The organism is Streptomyces manipurensis (genome assembly GCF_049570255.1).
Classification (GTDB): domain Bacteria; phylum Actinomycetota; class Actinomycetes; order Streptomycetales; family Streptomycetaceae; genus Streptomyces; species Streptomyces manipurensis.
Genome location: NZ_CP186950.1, coordinates 5,165,938 through 5,184,093, shown reverse-complemented (window position 1 = coordinate 5,184,093; position 18,156 = coordinate 5,165,938). Strand labels below are relative to the sequence as shown.

Sequence of the window (18,156 nt, the reverse complement as noted above, 5' to 3'; positions counted from 1 at the left end):
GTACTAGGACGTCCGAGCTTCCCCGCATTCCGCGGCCTCGCGTTCGATTATCGCGCGCGGGCAGGCTTCGGAGAAGCGGGGACGCGGCCCAGAGGAGATGGTGGCACCCGGGGGCCGCACAGGAGAAGCCGCCGGGTCCCATTGTGACCCGGCGGCTTCCTGGGGTGGAGCGGCCGGGTCAGCCGGCTACTCGCGCGGCGAGTGCGTCGCCGATCGCGTCGGTGGAGCGGAAGGTTCCGTCGCGCTCCGCGAGGTCGGCGGAGACCGCGTCCTCGATGCGGGCGGCCTGGGTCTCGTAGCCCAGGTGGCGCAGCAGGAGGGCGACCGAGAGGATCGTCGCGGTCGGGTCGGCCTTGCCGGTGCCGGCGATGTCCGGGGCCGAGCCGTGGACGGGCTCGAACATGGAGGGGAAGGCGCCGGTCGGGTTGATGTTCCCGGAGGCGGCCAGGCCGATTCCGCCGGTCACGGCGGCGGCCAGGTCGGTGAGGATGTCACCGAAGAGGTTGTCCGTGACGATGACGTCGAAGCGCTCCGGCTGGGTGACGAAGAAGATCGTCGCGGCGTCGACGTGCAGGTAGTCGGTGGTGACCTCGGGGTACTCCCGGCCGACGGTGTCGAAGATGTTCTTCCACAGGTGGCCCGCGTAGACGAGGACGTTGTTCTTGTGGACCAGCGTCAGCTTCTTGCGGGGGCGGGAGTTGGCGCGCTCGTAGGCGTCCCGGACCACGCGCTCCACACCGTAGGCCGTGTTGACGCTGACCTCGGTGGCGACCTCGGCCGGGGTGCCGGTGCGCAGGCTGCCGCCGTTGCCCGTGTACGGGCCCTCGGTGCCCTCGCGGACGACGACGAAGTCGATGTCCGGACGGCCGGCGAGCGGGGTGGCCGTGTTGGGGAACAGCTTCGACGGGCGCAGGTTGATGAAGTGGTCGAAGGCGAAGCGCAGCTTCAGCAGCAGGCCGCGCTCCAGCACGCCGGACGGGACCGAGGGGTCTCCGATGGCGCCCAGCAGGATCGCGTCGTGGTGCCTGAGGGATTCGAGCTCGGCGTCCGGGAGGGTCTCGCCGGTACGGTGCCAGCGCTGGGCCCCGAGGTCGTACTGCCGGGTCTCCAGCTTCACGTCCTGGGGCAGGACCGCGGCAAGGACCTTGAGTCCCTGAGCCACGACTTCCTGGCCGATGCCGTCACCGGGGATCACTGCGAGATTGATGCTGGTCGACATGTCGGAACCGTACTCCGCGTCCAACCTTCGGGCATTCCACGTCCACGATGTGGACGAGGAATGCCCTCGGACGGGCGCTGCTCGTGGATGTGCCGGGGCGGGTCAGTGGCCGGTCGAGCCGCCGTTGTCACGGCGGTCCAGGGCGCGCTGCAGGGCGGCGGCGGCGTTCTTGCGCTCGTCGGCGGAGGCGGAGGCGTGGCGGACGCGGCGGGTGGCGGTGGTTGCGGTCATGGTGATCGACTCCTTGAGATCACGGCGTGGCGGGGCCACGGATGAGGGGTTCCTTCAAGGCGCCGGAAGAGGCGGGGAGCAGTGCGCCGCAGGGGTTGCCTGCCAGGGGCGCGCGCTCTCGACCGCCATTCGCCTGATCGGCGAGACGTTCGGCTCCTACCAAGCTAGGCCAGGTCCCGCCGGATGTCTCGGCGATTACTCGGACTTCCTACTATCTGAGACGCGGAAGCCCCCGAAGAGCCCTTCCGCGCAGGTCCGTTTCAGCCGTTCCCGGAACGGAGTTCCCTGATCAGGGCCCTGATGGCCAGGGTTGAGGCCGATTCCGGCGTAGTGACGTATCCCACCTGTCTCACCGGCCCCCCGGGGCCCAGACCGGTGGTCTCCACGGCGTCCGTCGCCTCCCTCAGGGACAGCTCCGGCATGATCGCCATGCCGAGCCCCCGGCCGACCATGGTCAGCACCATCGCGTCGTCCTCCGCCGTGACCGTGGCCCGCGGGATCCAGTCCTGCGCCCGCCACCACGAGCGGGTGTAGGAGCCGCAGTTCTCGTCCCAGTCCATCAGGGGCAGCGCCCTGGGGTCCGGGTGGCCCGCCGGGTGCACCAGGCGGTACTCCTCCCGAGTGAGCACCCCGGTCAGCAGGCCGGGCAGCGTGCCGTGCGGGCCGCCGAGGGTCGCGATGCCCAGGTCGGCCCGGCCCGCCAGCACCTCGCCGGCGGCTCCGGCCCCGATCTCGCGGACCACGCGGACCTCCGGGCGGATCCCGGGGTGCCGGGCGGCCAGCCGCTCCAGGGCGGGCGGCAGCAGGTGCAGGGCGGCACTGCGGAACGCCGCGATGCGCAGGACCCCGCCGAGCGCGTCCCGGCCGCCGCCCCGGGCCGCGCCGCGCGCCTCCGCGCCCATGACCTCGTACAGCCGCAGGATGCGGCGGGCGTGGCCGACCGCCCGCTCCCCCGCCGGGGTGGGCGACGCCCCGGACCGTCCGCGCTCGAAGAGGACCGCGCCGAGCTTGGCCTCGCTCCCGCGCACGGAGTGCGACACGGCCGACTGGGTGAGGCCCAGCGCCGCGGCCGCGGCGGAGAAGCCGCGCGCCTCCGCGACGGCGACCAGGATCCGCAGTTCCTGCGGGAGGAGTTCGGACACCGGGGCCCCCACCTCGTTGTATGAGTGACGTTCATGGACGTGTGACTTCCATGAACCCAACCCCCTGCCCGGCTGCGGGATTCCTTCCTAGCGTTCGGGACATGACCACGCACACCGCCCGCGCCGTCCACCAGACCGCCCGCCCCGACGGCTTCCCCGCCGCCTCCGACTTCGCCCACGTCTCCTCCCCCGTCCCCGAGCCCCGCCCCGGCACCGCCCTGGTGGAGAACCTGCTGCTCTCCGTGGACCCGTACCACCGCGGCCTGATGGACGGCGGCGAGGGCGGCTTCGAGCTGAACGCCCCGCTGGAGGGCCGCTCGGTGGGCCGGGTGATCGCCTCCCGCGACCCCGGGCTGAGCGAGGGCGACCTGGTCTTCCACCGCGAGGGCTGGCGCACGCACGCCCTGGTCACCCTCGGCATGGACGGCACCCGCAGGCTGCGCGGCCACGCGGGCGTCCCGCTGGAGGCATACCTGTCGATCCTCGGGGGCACCGGCCTGACGGCGTACGCCGCGCTGACCCGGACCGCGGCGCTCCGGGAGGGCGAGGACCTGTTCGTCTCCGCCGCCGCGGGCGGGGTCGGCACCGCCACCGGGCACATCGCCCGGCTGCTGGGCGCGCGGCGGATCATCGGCAGCGCGGGCTCGGCCGCGAAGGTCCGCCACCTCACGGACGTCCTCGGCTTCGACGCGGCCTTCGACTACCACGACGGCCCGGTCGGCGAGCAGCTGGCGAAGGCCGCCCCCGAGGGCATCGACGTCTACGTGGACAACGTGGGCGGCGAGCACCTGGAGGGGGCGATCGGCGCGCTGCGGGAGTTCGGCCGGATCGCCTGGGTCGGCGCCGTCTCGACCTACAACGGCGACCGCTCCCCCGCCGCGCCCCGCAACCTCTTCGAGGTCGTACACAAGTCGCTGCGCCTGGAAGGGGTATTGGTCCGTCATCACACCAATCTGCAGGACGAGCTGGAGGACTTCCTCGTCCCCCATCTGCGCAGTGGGCGGATCGGCACCGACACCACCGTTGTCCAGGGCTTCGAGCACACGGTGGACGCCTTCCGGGGCATGCTCCGCGGGGAGAACACCGGCAAGATGCTGGTGCGGATCGCCAACTGAGCCAGGTCACACGGAAGTTCACCGAACCCTTACTGCACGGCTGTAGACCTTTGGAGGCTCCCCCGCCACCCTTGCCGTCGATGTGCCGCCGGGGCACCGCAGTGGAAGGCGAGGGGCCAGTGACACCGATCAGCCGAAGAGGTTTCGTGGGAATCGGCGCCGGGCTGATGGCGGGGGCGGCCCTGCCCGTGGCCGCGCCCACGTCGGCGGCCGCGGCCTCCGCGAGCGGCACCCTCACCGACGTGAAGCACGTGGTGGTCCTGATGCAGGAGAACCGCAGCTTCGACCACTACTTCGGCAGGCTGAAGGGCGTCCGCGGGTTCGGCGACCGCGCCGCCGGCACCATCCCCGGCGGCTGGAGCACCTTCAACCAGCCCAACTGGGGCGCCCGGCAGTACCCGTGGAAGCTGTCCGCCACCCCGCCCGCGGGCGGCGCGGACGGCGCGACCCTCGCCCAGTGCACCGGGGACCTCCCGCACAGCTGGACCTCGCAGCACGCGGCCTGGAACAGGGGCCGGATGGACAACTGGGTGCTCGGCGTGGGTGCCACCCGGACGCTCGGCCACCTGGACCGGGGCGACATCCCCTTCCACTACGCCCTCGCCGACCACTACACGATCTGCGACGCCTACTTCTGCTCCGCTCTCAGCGCCACCGGCCCGAACCGCACCTTCCTGTGGAGCGGGAGGATCGACGCCGGCAGCAAGGACGGCGGCGAGGAGTCCGGGCTGACCTGGGAGACGTACGCGGAGGCGCTCCAGCGGGCCGGGGTGAGCTGGAAGGTCTACCAGAACGCCCAGGACAACTACGGCGACAACGGGCTCGCCTACTTCCGGCGGTTCGCCGAAGCCGCCCCCGGCGATCCCCTGTGGGACCGGGGCATGGGCTCCGTCCCCAGGGTCACCGGATCCACCCCCGCCGACATCGCCGCGGCGATCCGCGCCGACGTCCTCGCCGGCACCCTCCCGCAGGTGTCCTGGGTCGTGGCGAGCGAGGCCTTCTCCGAGCACCCGTACGCCCCGCCCGGGGACGGCGCGCACTTCGTGGACCTGGTCTACCGCGCCCTCGCCGCGGATCCCGAGGTCTTCGACTCCACCGTGCTCTTCCTCAACTACGACGAGAACGACGGCTTCTTCGACCACGTGCCGCCGCCGGTCGCCCCGCCCGGCACCCCCGACGAGTACCTCGACGGCCTCCCGATCGGACTCGGCTTCCGCGTGCCCATGCTGGTCATGTCCCCGTGGACGCGCGGCGGCTGGGTCAGCTCGGAGGTCTTCGACCACACCTCGGTGCTGCGCTTCATGGAGACCTGGACCGCCGCCCTCGGCACCCCCGCCCGCTGCCCGAACATCAGCGCCTGGCGCCGCAGGGTGGTGGGCGACCTGACCGGCGTCTTCGACTTCGCGCGCCCGGTCCACGGGGTCCCCGCCGGCCTCCCGTCGACCGCCAAGGTGATCGGCCAGGGCACCTGCGCCCCGCTGCCCAACCCGGTGCCGCAGGACAACGCCCTCCCCGCGCAGGAGCCCGGGACCCGCCCGGCCCGCGCCCTGCCGTACCAGGTCAACGGCAATCTGGACCGCTTCGAGTTCGGGGCGGCCGGCCAGATCACGGCCTGGTTCTCGATGACCAACCAGGGCGCCCAGGCGAAGCGGCCCGCGCACTTCTCGATCCACCCGCACCAGCACCGGGACACGGCGGCCTGGCAGTACACGGTGGACCCGGGCGGCGCGGCGGCGGACTACTTCCACATCGGGCTCGGGCACGGCTCCGGGAAGTACGACCTCTCGATGTACGGGCCGAACCGTTTCCTGCGGCGCTTCATCGGCGACGCGACGAAGGCGGGCCGGGCGATCGAGGTGGCGGCCCGGTTCGCGGTGGAGCCCGGTACCGGCAAGACGGCGATCTGGTTCAGGATGACGAACAGCTCCGCCTCCCCCGTCACCTTCACCATCCGCTCCAACGCCTACCGCACGGACGGGCCGTGGACGTACACCGTCCCGGCGAACTCCTCGCGCGAGGACTTCTTCAACGCGGTGGCCTACCACAAGGGCTGGTACGACTTCACGGTCCTGGCCGACTCCGACGGCACCTGGTCGCGCCGCTACACCGGCCACATCGAGACGGGCTCGGCGAGCGTCTCGGGCTAGGCCGTCTTGCCGGTGTCCTACAGGACGTCCCCGTCGCGCCAGTCGAAGGCGAGCCGCGCGGCGGGGTCCGGCCGGACCCCGCCGGGCGGTGCCCACACGTAGGTGGAGCCCTCCTCCTCGGGCAGCCGCACCGGCCCGTCGGGCGAGAGCGCCCCCACCTCGCCCGGCCACACCGACCAGCCGCGGGCCAGGTACAGCCCGGCCCCCTCCTCCGACGCCGACAGCGCACCCAGTACGTAGGCGCCCGCCACGACCCGTTCCAGCCCGGCCATCACCCGCCCGCCGAGGCCCCGGCGGCGCAGGTCGGCCCGTACGGCCACGGCCTCCACGTACCCGGTGCGCAGGGCTCGGCCCCGGTGCAGGACCCGCCGCTGCACGACGCTGCCGTGCGCGGCGAGCCGGCCGTCCACAGCGATCAGCACGTGCATCCCGCCGAGCGCGTGCTCGAAGTCCTCGTCGGCGAAGTCCCCGTCGAAGGCGTCGTCGAGCAACGCCCGGACCGCGCGGAGCTCGCCCGCGGCCAGTTCCGAGGTGTGCGCGGTCCGCGTGTCCATCACTGCTCCAGCCAGTCGGTGTACCAGGTGCGGAAGTCCGGGCTGCGCGCCCCGGTCGCCCGTACGGCGAACGTACCAAGGACGCGGCCGCGCCCGGCACCGGATTGCGGACGCGGAACGCCGTACACCGGCCGCCATCGGCCGAAGCGGCACTGGCGGTCTGGACCACCGCCTCGGCAGACTCGCCTCATGTCGCCCGAAACCCAGCAGTGGACCCCCACCCACGGCCTGCCGTACCAGCCGGTCGCCTACCGACCCGAGCGGATGCCGCAGCCCGAATCCCTGGCGCGCGCCGCCGAGTTGCGGACCCGCATGGACGAGCGGCGGACCGTGCGCCACTTCTCCCCCGACCCGGTGCCCGAGCAGGCCGTCCGGGACGCCATCGCCTGCGCGGCGACGGCGCCGTCCGGCGCGCACCAGCAGCCGTGGACCTTCGTCCTGGTCAAGGACCCGGCCGTACGCCGGCAGATCCGCGCGGCCGCGGAGCAGGAGGAGGAGCTCTCCTACGAGGGCCGGCTCGGCGACGAGTGGCTGGCGGCGCTGCGCCCGCTCGGCACGGACGCCGTGAAAACCCACCTGACGGACGCACCGGCCCTGATCGTCGTCTTCCAGCAGCGGTACTGGCTCGGCGCGGACGGCACGAAGCGCAAGCACTACTACGTGGACGAGTCGGTCGGCATCGCGGTCGGCATGCTCCTGTCCGCCCTGCACCTGAGCGGCCTGGCCGCCCTGATCCACACCCCGAGCCCGATGCGCTTCCTGAGCCACGTCCTGAACCGGCCGGAGAACGAGAAGGCCTTCGCGGTCGTCCCGGTCGGCTACCCGGCGGACGACTGCGAGGTCCCGGACCTGGTCCGCAAATCCCTCGACCAGGTCATCGTCGAGGTGTGACCGCCTCTCCACCCGGCGGCTCCGGGGCCTGCTCCGGAGCCGGCGGAGCCTGCCCGCCGCCGAGCGCCTCGGCGAGCCGCAACCCGATCCGCACCCGGTCCTCGGGCGTGCCGGCCTCCATGGCGGCCCGCACCTGCCGCAGCACGAGCCAGTCCCGCACCACCTTCGCACCCCGAACACGGCGGCCGCCGGACCACAGCCGGTCCGGTCCGCCGCCCTCCCGCCCGCTCGTCCCCGGCTGCCACCCGGGCCGGGGGTGCACCAGCCGTACCCGGGCCCGGTCGACGGCGTCCGCCAGCCACCACGACCCGCTGTCGGGTACGAGGCGCAGCCCGGGAACCCCGTGGAGCACACCGGCCCCGTCGAGCCGCGGCAGCACGGCGTCCAGGAACTCTCGGGCGCGGCCGGCGTGCAGGGCGAGCGCCGGGTCCGTACGGGAGGACGTCACGGCGGTGAGCGCGAGCACCGTGCCCCCGGCGGGTGCCGCGAACAGCCTGGCCTCGAGAGCCTGCTGCTGCGGGGTCCCCGCGTCCGGCACCGGGCGGTGCCGGGTGATCAGACCGTCCGCGGCCCATCGCACGCAGGTGCGGTGTGCCAGGCCGGTGGCTGCGCGGCAGATGGTTGCGGCACGGTGGCGGTTGTCGGTGCGCCTGGACATACGTCTCCCCGGGCGCCGGTCCCGGTACGGGCGCGTAGAGGTTGCGTATCTCCTGCGGTCCTTCCCACCCCGTACGGGAACTCGTCAGAGCCCTTGGCTCCCCCGGGGCGCCGGGCCCGGGTAGTGGAGCTGGTTGCCGTACACGACAACTGGGCCCAGGCTGGCAGGAGTTGTCCGGCGGGGAAATGGAAACCGCCCCCGCTCCGGACTTGGGGGTACCGGAACGGGGGCGGGGTCATTGGGGGGGCCGGGATCAGCCCATGTGCGGGTAGCCGTACTCGGTCGGCGGGACCAGGGTCTCCTTGATGGAGCGGGTCGAGGTCCAGCGGAGCAGGTTCGACGCGGCGCCGGCCTTGTCGTTGGTGCCGGAGGCGCGGCCGCCGCCGAAGGGCTGCTGGCCGACGACGGCGCCGGTGGACTTGTCGTTGATGTAGAAGTTGCCCGCCGCGAAGCGGAGCTTCTCCATCGCGTCGGCGGCCGCGTAGCGGTCCGCCGCGATGACCGAGCCGGTCAGGGCGTACGCCGAGACGGACTCCATCTGGGCCAGCATCGCGTCGAAGTCGGCGTCCTCGTAGACGTGCACGGCGAGGATGGGGCCGAAGTACTCGGTCGTGAAGACCTCGTTCTCCGGGTCGGTGCACACGATGACCGTCGGGCGGACGAAGTAGCCCTTGGAGTCGTCGTAGGTGCCGCCGGCGACGATCTCGCAGGTCGGGTCGGCCTTGGCGCGGTCGATCGCGGCCTTGTTCTTCGCGAAGGAACGCTCGTCGATGACGGCGCCGATGAAGTTGGTCAGGTCGCGGACGTCACCCATGGCGATGCCGTCGACCTCGGCCGCGAAGGCTTCCTTGAAGCCGTCGTTCCAGATGGAGGCCGGCACGTAGGCGCGCGAGGACGCCGAGCACTTCTGGCCCTGGAACTCGAAGGAGCCGCGGGTCAGGGCGGTCTTCAGGATCGCGCGGTCCGCGGACGGGTGCGCGACGACGAAGTCCTTGCCGCCGGTCTCGCCGACCAGGCGCGGGTAGGACTTGTACGTCTCGATGTTGTTGCCGACCGTCTTCCACAGGTACTGGAAGGTCTTGGTCGAGCCGGTGAAGTGGATGCCGGCGAGCTCGGGGTGGTTCAGGGCCACCTCGGAGACGGCGATGCCGTCGCCCGTCACCAGGTTGATGACGCCCTTGGGCAGGCCGGCCTCCTCCAGGAGCTCCATGAGGAGCACCGCGGCGTGGGTCTGCGTCGGGGACGGCTTCCACAGGACCACGTTGCCCATCAGGGCGGGGGCGGTCGGCAGGTTGCCGGCGATGGCCGTGAAGTTGAACGGCGTGATCGCGTAGACGAAGCCCTCGAGCGGGCGGTGGTCGCTGCGGTTCCACACGCCGGCGGAGTTCGCGACCGGCTGCTCGGCCAGGATCTGGCGGGCGAAGTGGACGTTGAAGCGCCAGAAGTCGACGAGCTCGCACGGGGTGTCGATCTCGGCCTGCTGCGCGGTCTTCGACTGGCCCAGCATGGTGGAGGCGGCCAGCTTCTCGCGCCACGGTCCGGCCAGCAGCTCGGCGGCGCGCAGGATGATCGCGGCGCGGTCGTCGAAGGACATGGCGCGCCAGGCCGGGGCGGCGGCCAGGGCGGCGTCGACGGCCTCCTGGGCGTCGGCCTGGGTGGCGTTGGCGTAGGTGCCGAGCACGGACTTGTGGTCGTGCGGCTGGACCACGTCGAAACGCTCGCCGCCGCCCATCCGCTTGACGCCGTTGATCGTCATCGGCAGTTCGATCGGGTTCTCGGACAGCAGCTTGAGCTGCGCTTCGAGCCGCGTGCGCTCCGGGGTGCCGGGGGCGTACGAGTGGACCGGCTCGTTGACCGGCGCGGGGACCTGGGTCACAGCATCCATGGGGCTGGTAACTCCTTGACCTGGTTCTTGGCTAGTTCTTGGTGATCATCGAGCGGACGAAGAAGAGCAGGTTGGCGGGCTTCTCCGCGAGGCGGCGCATGAAGTAGCCGTACCAGTCCGTCCCGTACGCGGTGTAGACACGCATCCGGTGTCCCTCGGCGGCCAGCCGCAGGTGCTCCTCGCTGCGGATGCCGTACAGCATCTGGAACTCGTACTCGTCCAGCTTGCGCCCGGCCTTGCGGGCGAGCTCCTGGCCGATGGCGATGAGGCGCGGGTCGTGGGACCCGATCATCGGGTAGCCCTCGCCCTCCATGAGGATCTTCAGGATCCGGACGTAGGCCTTGTCGATCTCGGCCTTGTCCAGGTAGGCGACCTCGGCGGGCTCCTTGTAGGCGCCCTTGACGATCCGGACGCGGCTGCCGTTGGCGGCGAGCCGGCGGGCGTCGGCCTCGGTGCGGAAGAGGTAGGCCTGGATCACGCAGCCGGTCTGCGGGAAGTCCTTCCGCAGCTCCTCGTGGATGGCGAACATCGAGTCGAGGGTGGTGTGGTCCTCGGCGTCGAGGGTCACGGTGGTGCCGATGGCGGCGGCGGCCTCGACGACCGGGCGGACGTTGGCGAGGGCGAGCTCGTGGCCGCCCTCCAGCGCCTGGCCGAACATGGACAGCTTCACCGACATCTCGGCCTTCTCGCCGAGACCGAGCTCGGCGAGGCGCTCGATGAGCAGGAGGTAGGCGTCCCGGGCGGCGTGGGACTGCTCCACCTCGGTGATGTCCTCGCCGACGACGTCGAGGGTGACCTCGAGGCCGTCCCGCGTGAGCTCCTCCACGATCGGGATGACCTGGTCGACCGTCTCGCCGGGGATGAACCGGTTCACCACGGGCTTGGTCACCGGAGCGGCAGAGACGATACGGCGCATCTTGTCGCTGCGCGAAGCGGCGAGGATCACGGGACCCAGCACGGGGCACCTCCAGCGGGTGGCAGAAGAAAGCTCAAGTAAAACCACCGTGAAACCTAAGGATCGCTTTGATCCTCTGCCATCGACAGCTGTCACGCATCCGTGTCCCGGATCTCATACATCTGTCTGAGGAGCCGCCGCGCGGGTGGGAGAATGGCCGGGTGAAGGGCGATTACCAGGACCTGGTGGACGAGATCTCCGCGCTGCTCGGCGCCCCGGCGACGCTGGAGAACCGGGACTTCCGCCTGATCGCGTTCGGCGCCCACGACAGCGACGACGACCTGGCCATGGATCCGGTGCGCACCCGGTCGATCCTGACCCGGCAGTCGACGGCGGCCGTCCGGGCCTGGTTCGAGGGCTTCGGCATCGCCCGCGCCACCGGCCCCGTGCGGATCCCCGCGGCCCCCGACGCGGGGGTGTTCCGCGGCCGGATCTGCCTGCCGGTGCGCTACCGGGGCATCGTGCAGGGCTACGTGTGGCTCCTGGACCAGGAGCCGGGAGCCGCGGGCCCGGACGCCGCGGCACTGGACGCCGCCATGGAGGTGGCCCAGCGGATCGGCGTCCTGCTCGCCGAGGAGGCGAAGGCCGGGGCGGACCTCTCGCGGGAGTTCCTCGCGGTGCTGACCGCGGGGCCGGGGTGGCAGCAGGAGATGGCGGTGTCCGCGCTGCGGGCGGCCCTCGGCCCGGCCGGGGACGGCCTGCACGCGGCCGTCTGCGTGACGCCGTGGCCCGGGGAGGCGCCGCCCTCGGTGCCGGGTGCCGCGGCGGTGTGCGTGGTGCCGCGGCGGGGCGCGGGACCGGCCGGGGGCCCGCCCGGTGGGGGTCCCGGCGACGGCCTGGCGCTGGCGGTCCTGCTGCGGCTGCGCTCGACGGACGCCCTCGCTCCGGCACTGACGGCGGTGGCCCGGCTGCTGCCCCGCGCGGCCCGGCCGGCCGCGGCGACGACCACGACCACGGCCACGGCGGCCGGAGCTGCGACGCGCGGCGGGGCGCCGGCCGGCTCCCGGGCGGCGGCCCGGGCCGCACCGTCAGCCCACCCTGCGGGCGAGGCTTCCGACGCGCACCGGATGACCGCCGGGGTGGGCGATCCCGTACGAGGGCTGGCCGACCTCCCGGCCGCCTGGGAGCAGGCCGTCGCGGCGGCACGGGCGGCGGTGGCGCAGCCCCGGTTCGGCCCGGTCGCCCAGTGGTCCCGGATCGGCCCGTACCGGATGCTGGCGGGCCTCACCGCGGACGCCGCGGACGATCCGGTGGCCCGTGCGCTGCTCACCCCCGCCCACCGCGAACTGGCGCGTACCGCCGAGGTGTTCCTGGACTGCGCCGGCCAGGCGGGGCGTGCGGCCGCGGCCCTCGGCATCCACCGTCAGACCCTCTACTACCGGATCGCCCGGGTGGAGCAGCTGACCGGCCTGGAACTCGACGAGGGCGAGGACCGGCTCCTGCTGCACATGGCCCTCAAGGCCGCACGCCTGACCTGACCGCCCGCACCCCTTCCGGGGCGCCCCTTCCGGCCAGGGCTCCCCTCCCCCGGCCGCCCCGTTCTCACTCCTCCGGGCGGACGATCCCCTCGGCGGCCCGGCGCATGCCCTCCGTGAACTCCTCCGCCGTGGCGGCCGATTCGGGGTCGAAGAGCCACTGGATCATCAGCCCGTTGAGCAGCGCCTGGTAGAAGGCGCCGAGGGTGCGCACGTCCCGCTCGTCGAGCCGGTCCTCCGGGGTGTCCGTCAGCATGGAGATCAGCCCGCGCCGGCCCTCCGCCTGCGAGGCCGCGAGCATGGCGCGCAGCCCCGGCACCCGGTCGCCGCTCAGGGCGACCTCCATGCCGGCCGCCCAGACCGGGCCCGACTCGCCGGTGCGGGCGAGCACGTCCTCCCAGAGCGCGCGGAAGCGCTCCAGTGAGCCGCCGTCACCGTCCAGTCCCTGCCGGAAGTTCTGCCCCCAGTCCTCCATGAGCCCGATGAAGGCCTGGGCGAGCAGGGCGTCCTTCGAGCCGTAGTGGTAGCCGATGGAGGCCAGGTTCGTGCCGGAGGCGCTGACGATGTCGCGCGCGGTGGTGCGCACGAACCCCTTCTCGGTCAGGCACTTCTTGGCGCCTTCGAGCAGATCTTCGCGATGTCCCATGGCCTCACGGTAGCAAGACAACTGTCCTAGACGACAGTTCCATACGCTCGTAATAGACAAGTGTTTCATACGTGCGTATGTTTCCCGGCATGACGAACCCCGCCGCTCCGGGCGCCTCGCCGGCCGCCGCGAACGGACCGCCTCCGCCGTCCTGTTGCCGCCCCTGCTGCTGGTCTCGATGGATGTCTCCGTCCTCTACTTCGCCGTCCCGGCCATCACCCGGGAACTCGACCCGAGCGCCACCCAGCAGCTGTGGATCTTCGACAGCTACGCCTTCGCGCTCGCCGGCCTCCTCATCACGATGGACTCCCTCGGCGACCGGATCGGCCGCCGCAGGCTGCTCCTGGCCGGAGCCGCCGCCTTCGGGCTCGCCTCCGTCGGCGCCGCGTACGCCACCAGCGCCGACATGCTCATCGCGGCCCGGTTCCTGCTCGGCGTCGGCGGCGCGACCCTGATGCCCTCCACGCTGGCCCTCGTACGCAACCTCTTCCGCGACGACCGGCAGCGCGGGAAGGCCGTCGCCCTCTGGTCGGGCGCCATGACCGCAGGCATCGCCCTCGGCTCGGTCATGAGCGGGGTGATGCTGAACCACTTCTGGTGGGGCTCCGTCTTCCTGGTCAACGTGCCCGCCATGCTGGTCCTGCTGGTCCTGGTGCCGGTGCTGGTACCGGAGTTCAAGGACCCGGCGCCCGGACGGTTCGACCTGCCGAGCGTCCCGCTGTCGATGGCGGCCGTCCTGCCCCTGGTCTACGGGCTGAAGGAGATCGCCGCCGAGGGCCTCGAACCGCCGTACCTGCTCTGCATCGCCGCCGGCATCCTCTTCGGCGTGCTGTTCGTCCGCCGTCAGCGCGGCCGTCACGACGCCATGGTGAACCGGGCGCTGTTCCGCAGCCGCGGCTTCGGCGCGGGGATCGGCCTGAACACCGTCGCCGCCTTCGCCATGCTGGGTTCGGCCTACTTCACCACCCAGTACTTCCAGTCGGTGCTCGGCATGGGCACCCTGGAGGCCGCCCTGTGGAGCCTGGCCCCCTCGGTGTTCATCGGCGCCGCGGCCCCCGCCTCGACCGCCCTCGCCCGGAAGGTGGACCGCTCCCTGGTCGTCTCCGGCGGGTTCGTCCTCGGCGCCGTCGGGTTCGCGCTGATCGCCCTCGTCGACACCGATGCGCTGTGGCTGGTCCTGACCGGTGCGGGGGTGCTGGCCTCGGGCATCGTCACCGTGATGTCCCTGGTCTCCGACACGGCGCTCGCCTCGGCCCCCGCGGAGAAGGCCGGTTCCGCCGCGTCCCTGCTGGAGACCGGCGCGGAGTTCGGCGGCGCCCTGGGCATGGCGGTCCTCGGCAGTCTGGGCACCGCCGTCTACCGCGACGACCTGGCCGGCGCCGAGCCCGCCGTACGGGAGACCCTCGGCGGCGCCGTCGCCGCGGCCGGGCAGCTGGGCGGCGCGGCCGGGGCCGAGGTGCTGGCCCTGGCCCGGGAGGCCTTCGTCCACGGAATGCAGTACGCGGCGTGGGGCGGGAGCGCGCTGCTCCTGGTGGCCGCGGACCGGCCCGTGGACGACCGCGGTACCGTCCCCGAGGAGAGCCGCCGCTGAGCGGCGCCGGCCGTCAGCGACGCGGAAGGGCCCGGGGTCGGCCCCGGGCCCTTCCTCGTGTCACTGCCGTACGGGTGTCAGCCGAGGCTGACGGTGCGCGCCGAGACGGCGCCGATCTCGGCCGCGATGTCCGCGAGGACGCCCGCGGGCACCTCGGCGTCGACCGTGAGGACGGCGAGGGCCTCGCCGTGCTCCTCGGCACGGGCCACCTGCATGCCCGCGATGTTCAGGCCGCCCTCGCCGAGGACGCGGCCGACGGTGCCGACGACGCCGGGGCGGTCGGTGTAGCGCAGCACGACCATGTGGTCGGCGAGCGCGAGGTCCACGTCGTACTCGCCGATGCCCACGATCTTCTGGAGGTGCTTCGGGCCGGCGAGCGTGCCCGAGACCGAGACCTCCTGGCCGTCCGAGAGGGTGCCGCGGACGGTCACCACGTTGCGGTGGTCCGGGGACTCCGAGCTGGTGGTCAGGCGGACCTCGACACCGCGCTCCTGCGCGAACAGCGGGGCGTTGACGTAGGAGACCGTCTCGTCGACGACGTCCTCGAAGACACCCTTGAGGGCGGACAGTTCGAGCACCTTGACGTCGTGCTGGGTGATCTCGCCGCAGACCTCGACGTCGAGGCGGACGGCCACCTCCCCCGCGAGGGCGGTGAAGATGCGGCCGAGCTTCTCGGCGAGCGGCAGGCCCGGACGCACGTCCTCGGCGATGACGCCGCCCTGGACGTTCACCGCGTCCGGTACGAGCTCGCCGGCGAGCGCGAGGCGCACCGACCTGGCGACCGAGACACCGGCCTTCTCCTGGGCCTCGTCCGTGGACGCGCCGAGGTGCGGGGTGCAGACGACCTGGTCGAGCTCGAAGAGCGGGGAGTCCGTGCAGGGCTCCTTCGCGTACACGTCGAGGCCGGCGCCGGCGACGCGGCCCTCCTTGATGGCCGAGTACAGGGCGGCCTCGTCCACGATCCCGCCGCGCGCGGCGTTGACGATGCGGACGGACGGCTTGACCTTGTGCAGGGCCTCGTCGCCGATGAGCCCGAGGGTCTCGGGGGTCTTCGGCAGGTGCACGGTGATGAAGTCGGCGACCTCGAGGAGCTCGTCGAGGGCCAGCATCTTGACGCCCATCTGGGCGGCGCGCGCGGGCTGCACGTAGGGGTCGTAGGCGACGACCTTCATGCCGAAGGCCGACATGCGCTGGGCGACCAGGACGCCGATGCGGCCGAGGCCGACGACGCCCAGGGTCTTCTCGCTGAGCTCGACGCCCGTGTACTTGTTCCGCTTCCACTCGCCGTTCTTCAGGGCGGTGTTGGCCTGCGGGATGTTGCGGGCGGTGGCGACGAGCAGGCCGCAGGCGAGCTCGGCCGCGGTCACGATGTTCGAGGTCGGGGCGTTGACGACCATCACGCCGGCCTTGGTGGCGGCGGAGACGTCCACGTTGTCCAGACCGACGCCGGCGCGGGCGACGACCTTCAGCTTCTTCGCGGCGGCGATGGCCTCGGCATCGACCTTGGTGGCGGAGCGCACGAGGATCGCGTCGACGTCGACGATCGCGGGCAGCAGCTCGGCGCGGTCGGCGCCGTTGCAGTGGCGGATCTCGAAGTCCGGGCCGAGCGCCTCGACGGTGGCGGGCGACAGCTCTTCGGCGATGAGTACGACAGGTTTCGAGCTCACGTGGGTCCTCACAAGTCCAGTGCGGACGGCCGTCCCGACGGCCGCAGGCGGTGGAGGGGGTAGCCGCGTGGAAGACGCACGACACTGTGGGCCTGACGCGTATGTGTTGAGCAGTGTAGTGGCGTCGGCGGGCCGAATTTCCGCCTCTCCGGAAGGATCACCCTTCCGGGGTTGGCCGGGGTGGACAAGCGGGGCCCTTCGCGGCCGGAACGCCGGTGCCCGGCTCCGTCCCGCGCGACGCGCCGCGGGGCCGTCCGGGCGATGTGCGGCGGGGCCGGGACGCACCGTCCCGGCCCCGCCGCCGCGCGATCAGCTCTCGTCGTTGTCGACCCAGCTCATCAGCTTGCGCAGCTTCTTGCCGGTGGTCTCCAGCAGGTGCTCCGAGTCGGCCTTCTTGTACTCGTTGTACTTCGGCAGGCCCGCCTTGTACTCGGCCATCCACTCCTCGGCGAACTTGCCGCTCTGGATCTCCTCCAGGACCTTCTTCATCTCGGCCTTGGTGGCGTCGGTGATGACGCGCGGGCCGGTGATGTAGTCGCCCCACTCGGCGGTCTCGGAGACCGACCAGCGCATCTTCTCCAGGCCGCCCTCGTACATGAGGTCGACGATGAGCTTCAGCTCGTGGAGGCACTCGAAGTAGGCGATCTCCGGCTGGTAGCCCGCCTCGGTCAGGGTCTCGAAACCGGCCTTGACCAGCGCGGACGCACCACCGCAGAGGACGGCCTGCTCACCGAACAGGTCGGTCTCGGTCTCCTCGGTGAAGGTGGTCTTGATGACACCGGCGCGGGTGCCGCCGATGCCGGCCGCGTAGGAGAGCGCCAGGGCGAAGGCGTTGCCCGAGAAGTCCTGCTCGACGGCCGCGATGCAGGGGACGCCGCGACCCTCCTCGTACTGGCGGCGGACCAGGTGACCCGGGCCCTTGGGAGCGACGAGGGCGACGTCCACGTTGGCCGGGGGCTTGATGAAGCCGTAGCGGACGTTGAAGCCGTGGCCGAAGAAGAGCGCGTCGCCCTCCTCGAGGTGCTCCTTGATCGACTCCTCGTAGATCTCCGCCTGCAGCGGGTCCGGGGTGAGGATCATGATGACGTTCGCCCAGGCGGCGGCCTCGGCCACGGGGACGACCTTCAGACCCTGCTCCTCGGCCTTGGCCTTGGACTTCGAGCCCTCCTTCAGGCCGACGACGACGTCGACGCCGGAGTCACGCAGCGACAGCGCGTGGGCGTGGCCCTGGCTGCCGTAGCCGATGACCGCGACCTTGCGGCCCTGGATGATGGACAGGTCGGCGTCGTTCTCGTAGAACAGCTCGGCCACTGGGATATCTCCTTGGTGCGCTGGTGTTGCTCCCACCGTACGGCGGGGAACGGAATCTGAGTCTGTCGGTCTCGCTATGCGGGCCGAGCGTGTCCGGAGCGGCCCGGACGGCCGGGTCAGGCGCTGCGGTCGAGCGCGCGCAGGCTGCGGTCCGTGATGGACCGTCCGCCACGCCCTATGGCGATCGTGCCGGACTGCACGAGCTCCTTGATGCCGAAGGGCTCCAGCATCTTGAGCATGGCGCCGAGCTTGTCGGAGCCGCCGGTGGCCTCGATGGTGACGGCCTCCGGGGAGACGTCCACGGTCTTGGCGCGAAACAGCTGGACGATCTCGACGATCTGCGAACGGGTCTCGTTGTCGGCGCGGACCTTCACCAGGACGAGTTCGCGCTCGATGGCGTTGTGGGGCTCCAGCTCGACGATCTTGAGCACGTTGACCAGCTTGTTGAGCTGCTTGGTCACCTGCTCCAGCGGGAGGTCCTCGACGTTGACGACGATGGTGATGCGGGAGATGTCGGGGTGCTCGGTGACGCCGACCGCGAGGGAGTCGATGTTGAACCCGCGGCGGGAGAACAGGGCGGCGATCCGGGCCAGGATGCCGGGCGTGTTCTCGACCAGGACGGAGAGCGTGTGCTTGGACATGTGAGGCGTTCTCTCTCTCAGGCTCTCT

General features: G+C 72.0%; 16 protein-coding genes. 5 read left to right on the top strand and 11 right to left on the bottom strand.

Annotated features, from left to right (window positions below):
- Positions 1–178: 178 nt before the first annotated feature.
- The 3 genes from ACPU2J_RS24070 to ACPU2J_RS24060 all read right to left on the bottom strand — a co-directional run bounded on the left by ACPU2J_RS24070 (position 179) and on the right by ACPU2J_RS24060 (position 2,592).
- Entirely contained in the window at positions 179–1,219 is a 1,041-nt protein-coding gene (locus tag ACPU2J_RS24070) for a 3-isopropylmalate dehydrogenase (RefSeq protein ID WP_361594891.1), read from the bottom strand.
- A 102-nt stretch (positions 1,220–1,321) separates the two neighbouring features.
- Positions 1,322–1,450: a hypothetical protein gene (locus ACPU2J_RS24065; RefSeq protein ID WP_257856696.1), complete on the bottom strand. Its 129-nt coding sequence runs from the start codon at positions 1,448–1,450 to the stop codon at positions 1,322–1,324.
- A gap of 260 nt (positions 1,451–1,710) precedes the next feature.
- Positions 1,711–2,592 carry a LysR family transcriptional regulator gene (locus tag ACPU2J_RS24060; protein WP_420079504.1) on the bottom strand — a complete coding sequence of 294 codons (882 nt, stop codon included), beginning with the start codon at positions 2,590–2,592 and terminating at the stop codon, positions 1,711–1,713.
- A 101-nt stretch (positions 2,593–2,693) separates the two neighbouring features.
- Between ACPU2J_RS24060 and ACPU2J_RS24055 the strand changes: the two genes are divergently transcribed.
- Positions 2,694–3,707 carry an NADP-dependent oxidoreductase gene (locus ACPU2J_RS24055; RefSeq protein ID WP_420079505.1) on the top strand — a complete coding sequence of 338 codons (1,014 nt, stop codon included), beginning with the start codon at positions 2,694–2,696 and terminating at the stop codon, positions 3,705–3,707.
- 119 nt (positions 3,708–3,826) lie between these two features.
- Positions 3,827–5,854, top strand: coding sequence for a phosphocholine-specific phospholipase C (locus tag ACPU2J_RS24050; protein WP_423833965.1), 2,028 nt, complete (start codon positions 3,827–3,829; stop codon positions 5,852–5,854).
- A gap of 17 nt (positions 5,855–5,871) precedes the next feature.
- Here ACPU2J_RS24050 and ACPU2J_RS24045 read toward each other — a convergent pair whose 3' ends face one another.
- A complete protein-coding gene (locus ACPU2J_RS24045; RefSeq protein ID WP_420079507.1) occupies positions 5,872–6,408 on the bottom strand; it encodes a GNAT family N-acetyltransferase in 537 nt (178 codons plus the stop codon).
- Positions 6,409–6,597: 189 nt separating this feature from the next.
- Here ACPU2J_RS24045 and ACPU2J_RS24040 point away from each other — a divergent pair, with 189 nt between their 5' ends.
- Complete coding sequence (locus ACPU2J_RS24040; RefSeq protein ID WP_420079508.1) at positions 6,598–7,299, top strand: nitroreductase family protein; 702 nt, start codon at positions 6,598–6,600, stop codon at positions 7,297–7,299.
- On the opposite strand, the gene ACPU2J_RS24035 is transcribed toward ACPU2J_RS24040, so the two are convergent.
- The 3 genes from ACPU2J_RS24035 to ACPU2J_RS24025 all read right to left on the bottom strand — a co-directional run bounded on the left by ACPU2J_RS24035 (position 7,283) and on the right by ACPU2J_RS24025 (position 10,800).
- Positions 7,283–7,957, bottom strand: a complete 675-nt coding sequence (locus ACPU2J_RS24035; RefSeq protein WP_420079509.1) for a hypothetical protein — start codon at positions 7,955–7,957, stop codon at positions 7,283–7,285. The two genes, ACPU2J_RS24040 and ACPU2J_RS24035, sit on opposite strands and share 17 nt — an antisense overlap.
- 253 nt (positions 7,958–8,210) lie before the next feature.
- A complete protein-coding gene (pruA, locus tag ACPU2J_RS24030; RefSeq protein ID WP_420079510.1) occupies positions 8,211–9,842 on the bottom strand; it encodes an L-glutamate gamma-semialdehyde dehydrogenase in 1,632 nt (543 codons plus the stop codon).
- Positions 9,843–9,873: 31 nt separating this feature from the next.
- A complete protein-coding gene (locus tag ACPU2J_RS24025) occupies positions 9,874–10,800 on the bottom strand; it encodes a proline dehydrogenase family protein (protein WP_365079882.1) in 927 nt (308 codons plus the stop codon).
- A 158-nt stretch (positions 10,801–10,958) separates the two neighbouring features.
- Here ACPU2J_RS24025 and ACPU2J_RS24020 point away from each other — a divergent pair, with 158 nt between their 5' ends.
- Positions 10,959–12,275, top strand: coding sequence for a PucR family transcriptional regulator (locus ACPU2J_RS24020; RefSeq protein WP_423833964.1), 1,317 nt, complete (start codon positions 10,959–10,961; stop codon positions 12,273–12,275).
- A gap of 64 nt (positions 12,276–12,339) precedes the next feature.
- Here ACPU2J_RS24020 and ACPU2J_RS24015 read toward each other — a convergent pair whose 3' ends face one another.
- Positions 12,340–12,918, bottom strand: a complete 579-nt coding sequence (locus ACPU2J_RS24015; protein WP_420079512.1) for a TetR/AcrR family transcriptional regulator — start codon at positions 12,916–12,918, stop codon at positions 12,340–12,342.
- A gap of 178 nt (positions 12,919–13,096) precedes the next feature.
- Here ACPU2J_RS24015 and ACPU2J_RS24010 point away from each other — a divergent pair, with 178 nt between their 5' ends.
- Entirely contained in the window at positions 13,097–14,509 is a 1,413-nt protein-coding gene (locus ACPU2J_RS24010; protein ID WP_423833963.1) for an MFS transporter, read from the top strand.
- A gap of 77 nt (positions 14,510–14,586) precedes the next feature.
- Here ACPU2J_RS24010 and serA read toward each other — a convergent pair whose 3' ends face one another.
- The 3 genes from serA to ilvN form a co-directional block, all read right to left on the bottom strand.
- Positions 14,587–16,176 carry a phosphoglycerate dehydrogenase gene (gene serA / locus ACPU2J_RS24005; RefSeq protein WP_420079514.1) on the bottom strand — a complete coding sequence of 530 codons (1,590 nt, stop codon included), beginning with the start codon at positions 16,174–16,176 and terminating at the stop codon, positions 14,587–14,589.
- Between the two features lie 309 nt (positions 16,177–16,485).
- Positions 16,486–17,487, bottom strand: a complete 1,002-nt coding sequence (ilvC, locus tag ACPU2J_RS24000) for a ketol-acid reductoisomerase (RefSeq protein WP_361594921.1) — start codon at positions 17,485–17,487, stop codon at positions 16,486–16,488.
- Positions 17,488–17,603: 116 nt separating this feature from the next.
- A complete protein-coding gene (gene ilvN / locus ACPU2J_RS23995) occupies positions 17,604–18,128 on the bottom strand; it encodes an acetolactate synthase small subunit (RefSeq protein WP_030027475.1) in 525 nt (174 codons plus the stop codon).
- Positions 18,129–18,156 lie beyond the last annotated feature (28 nt).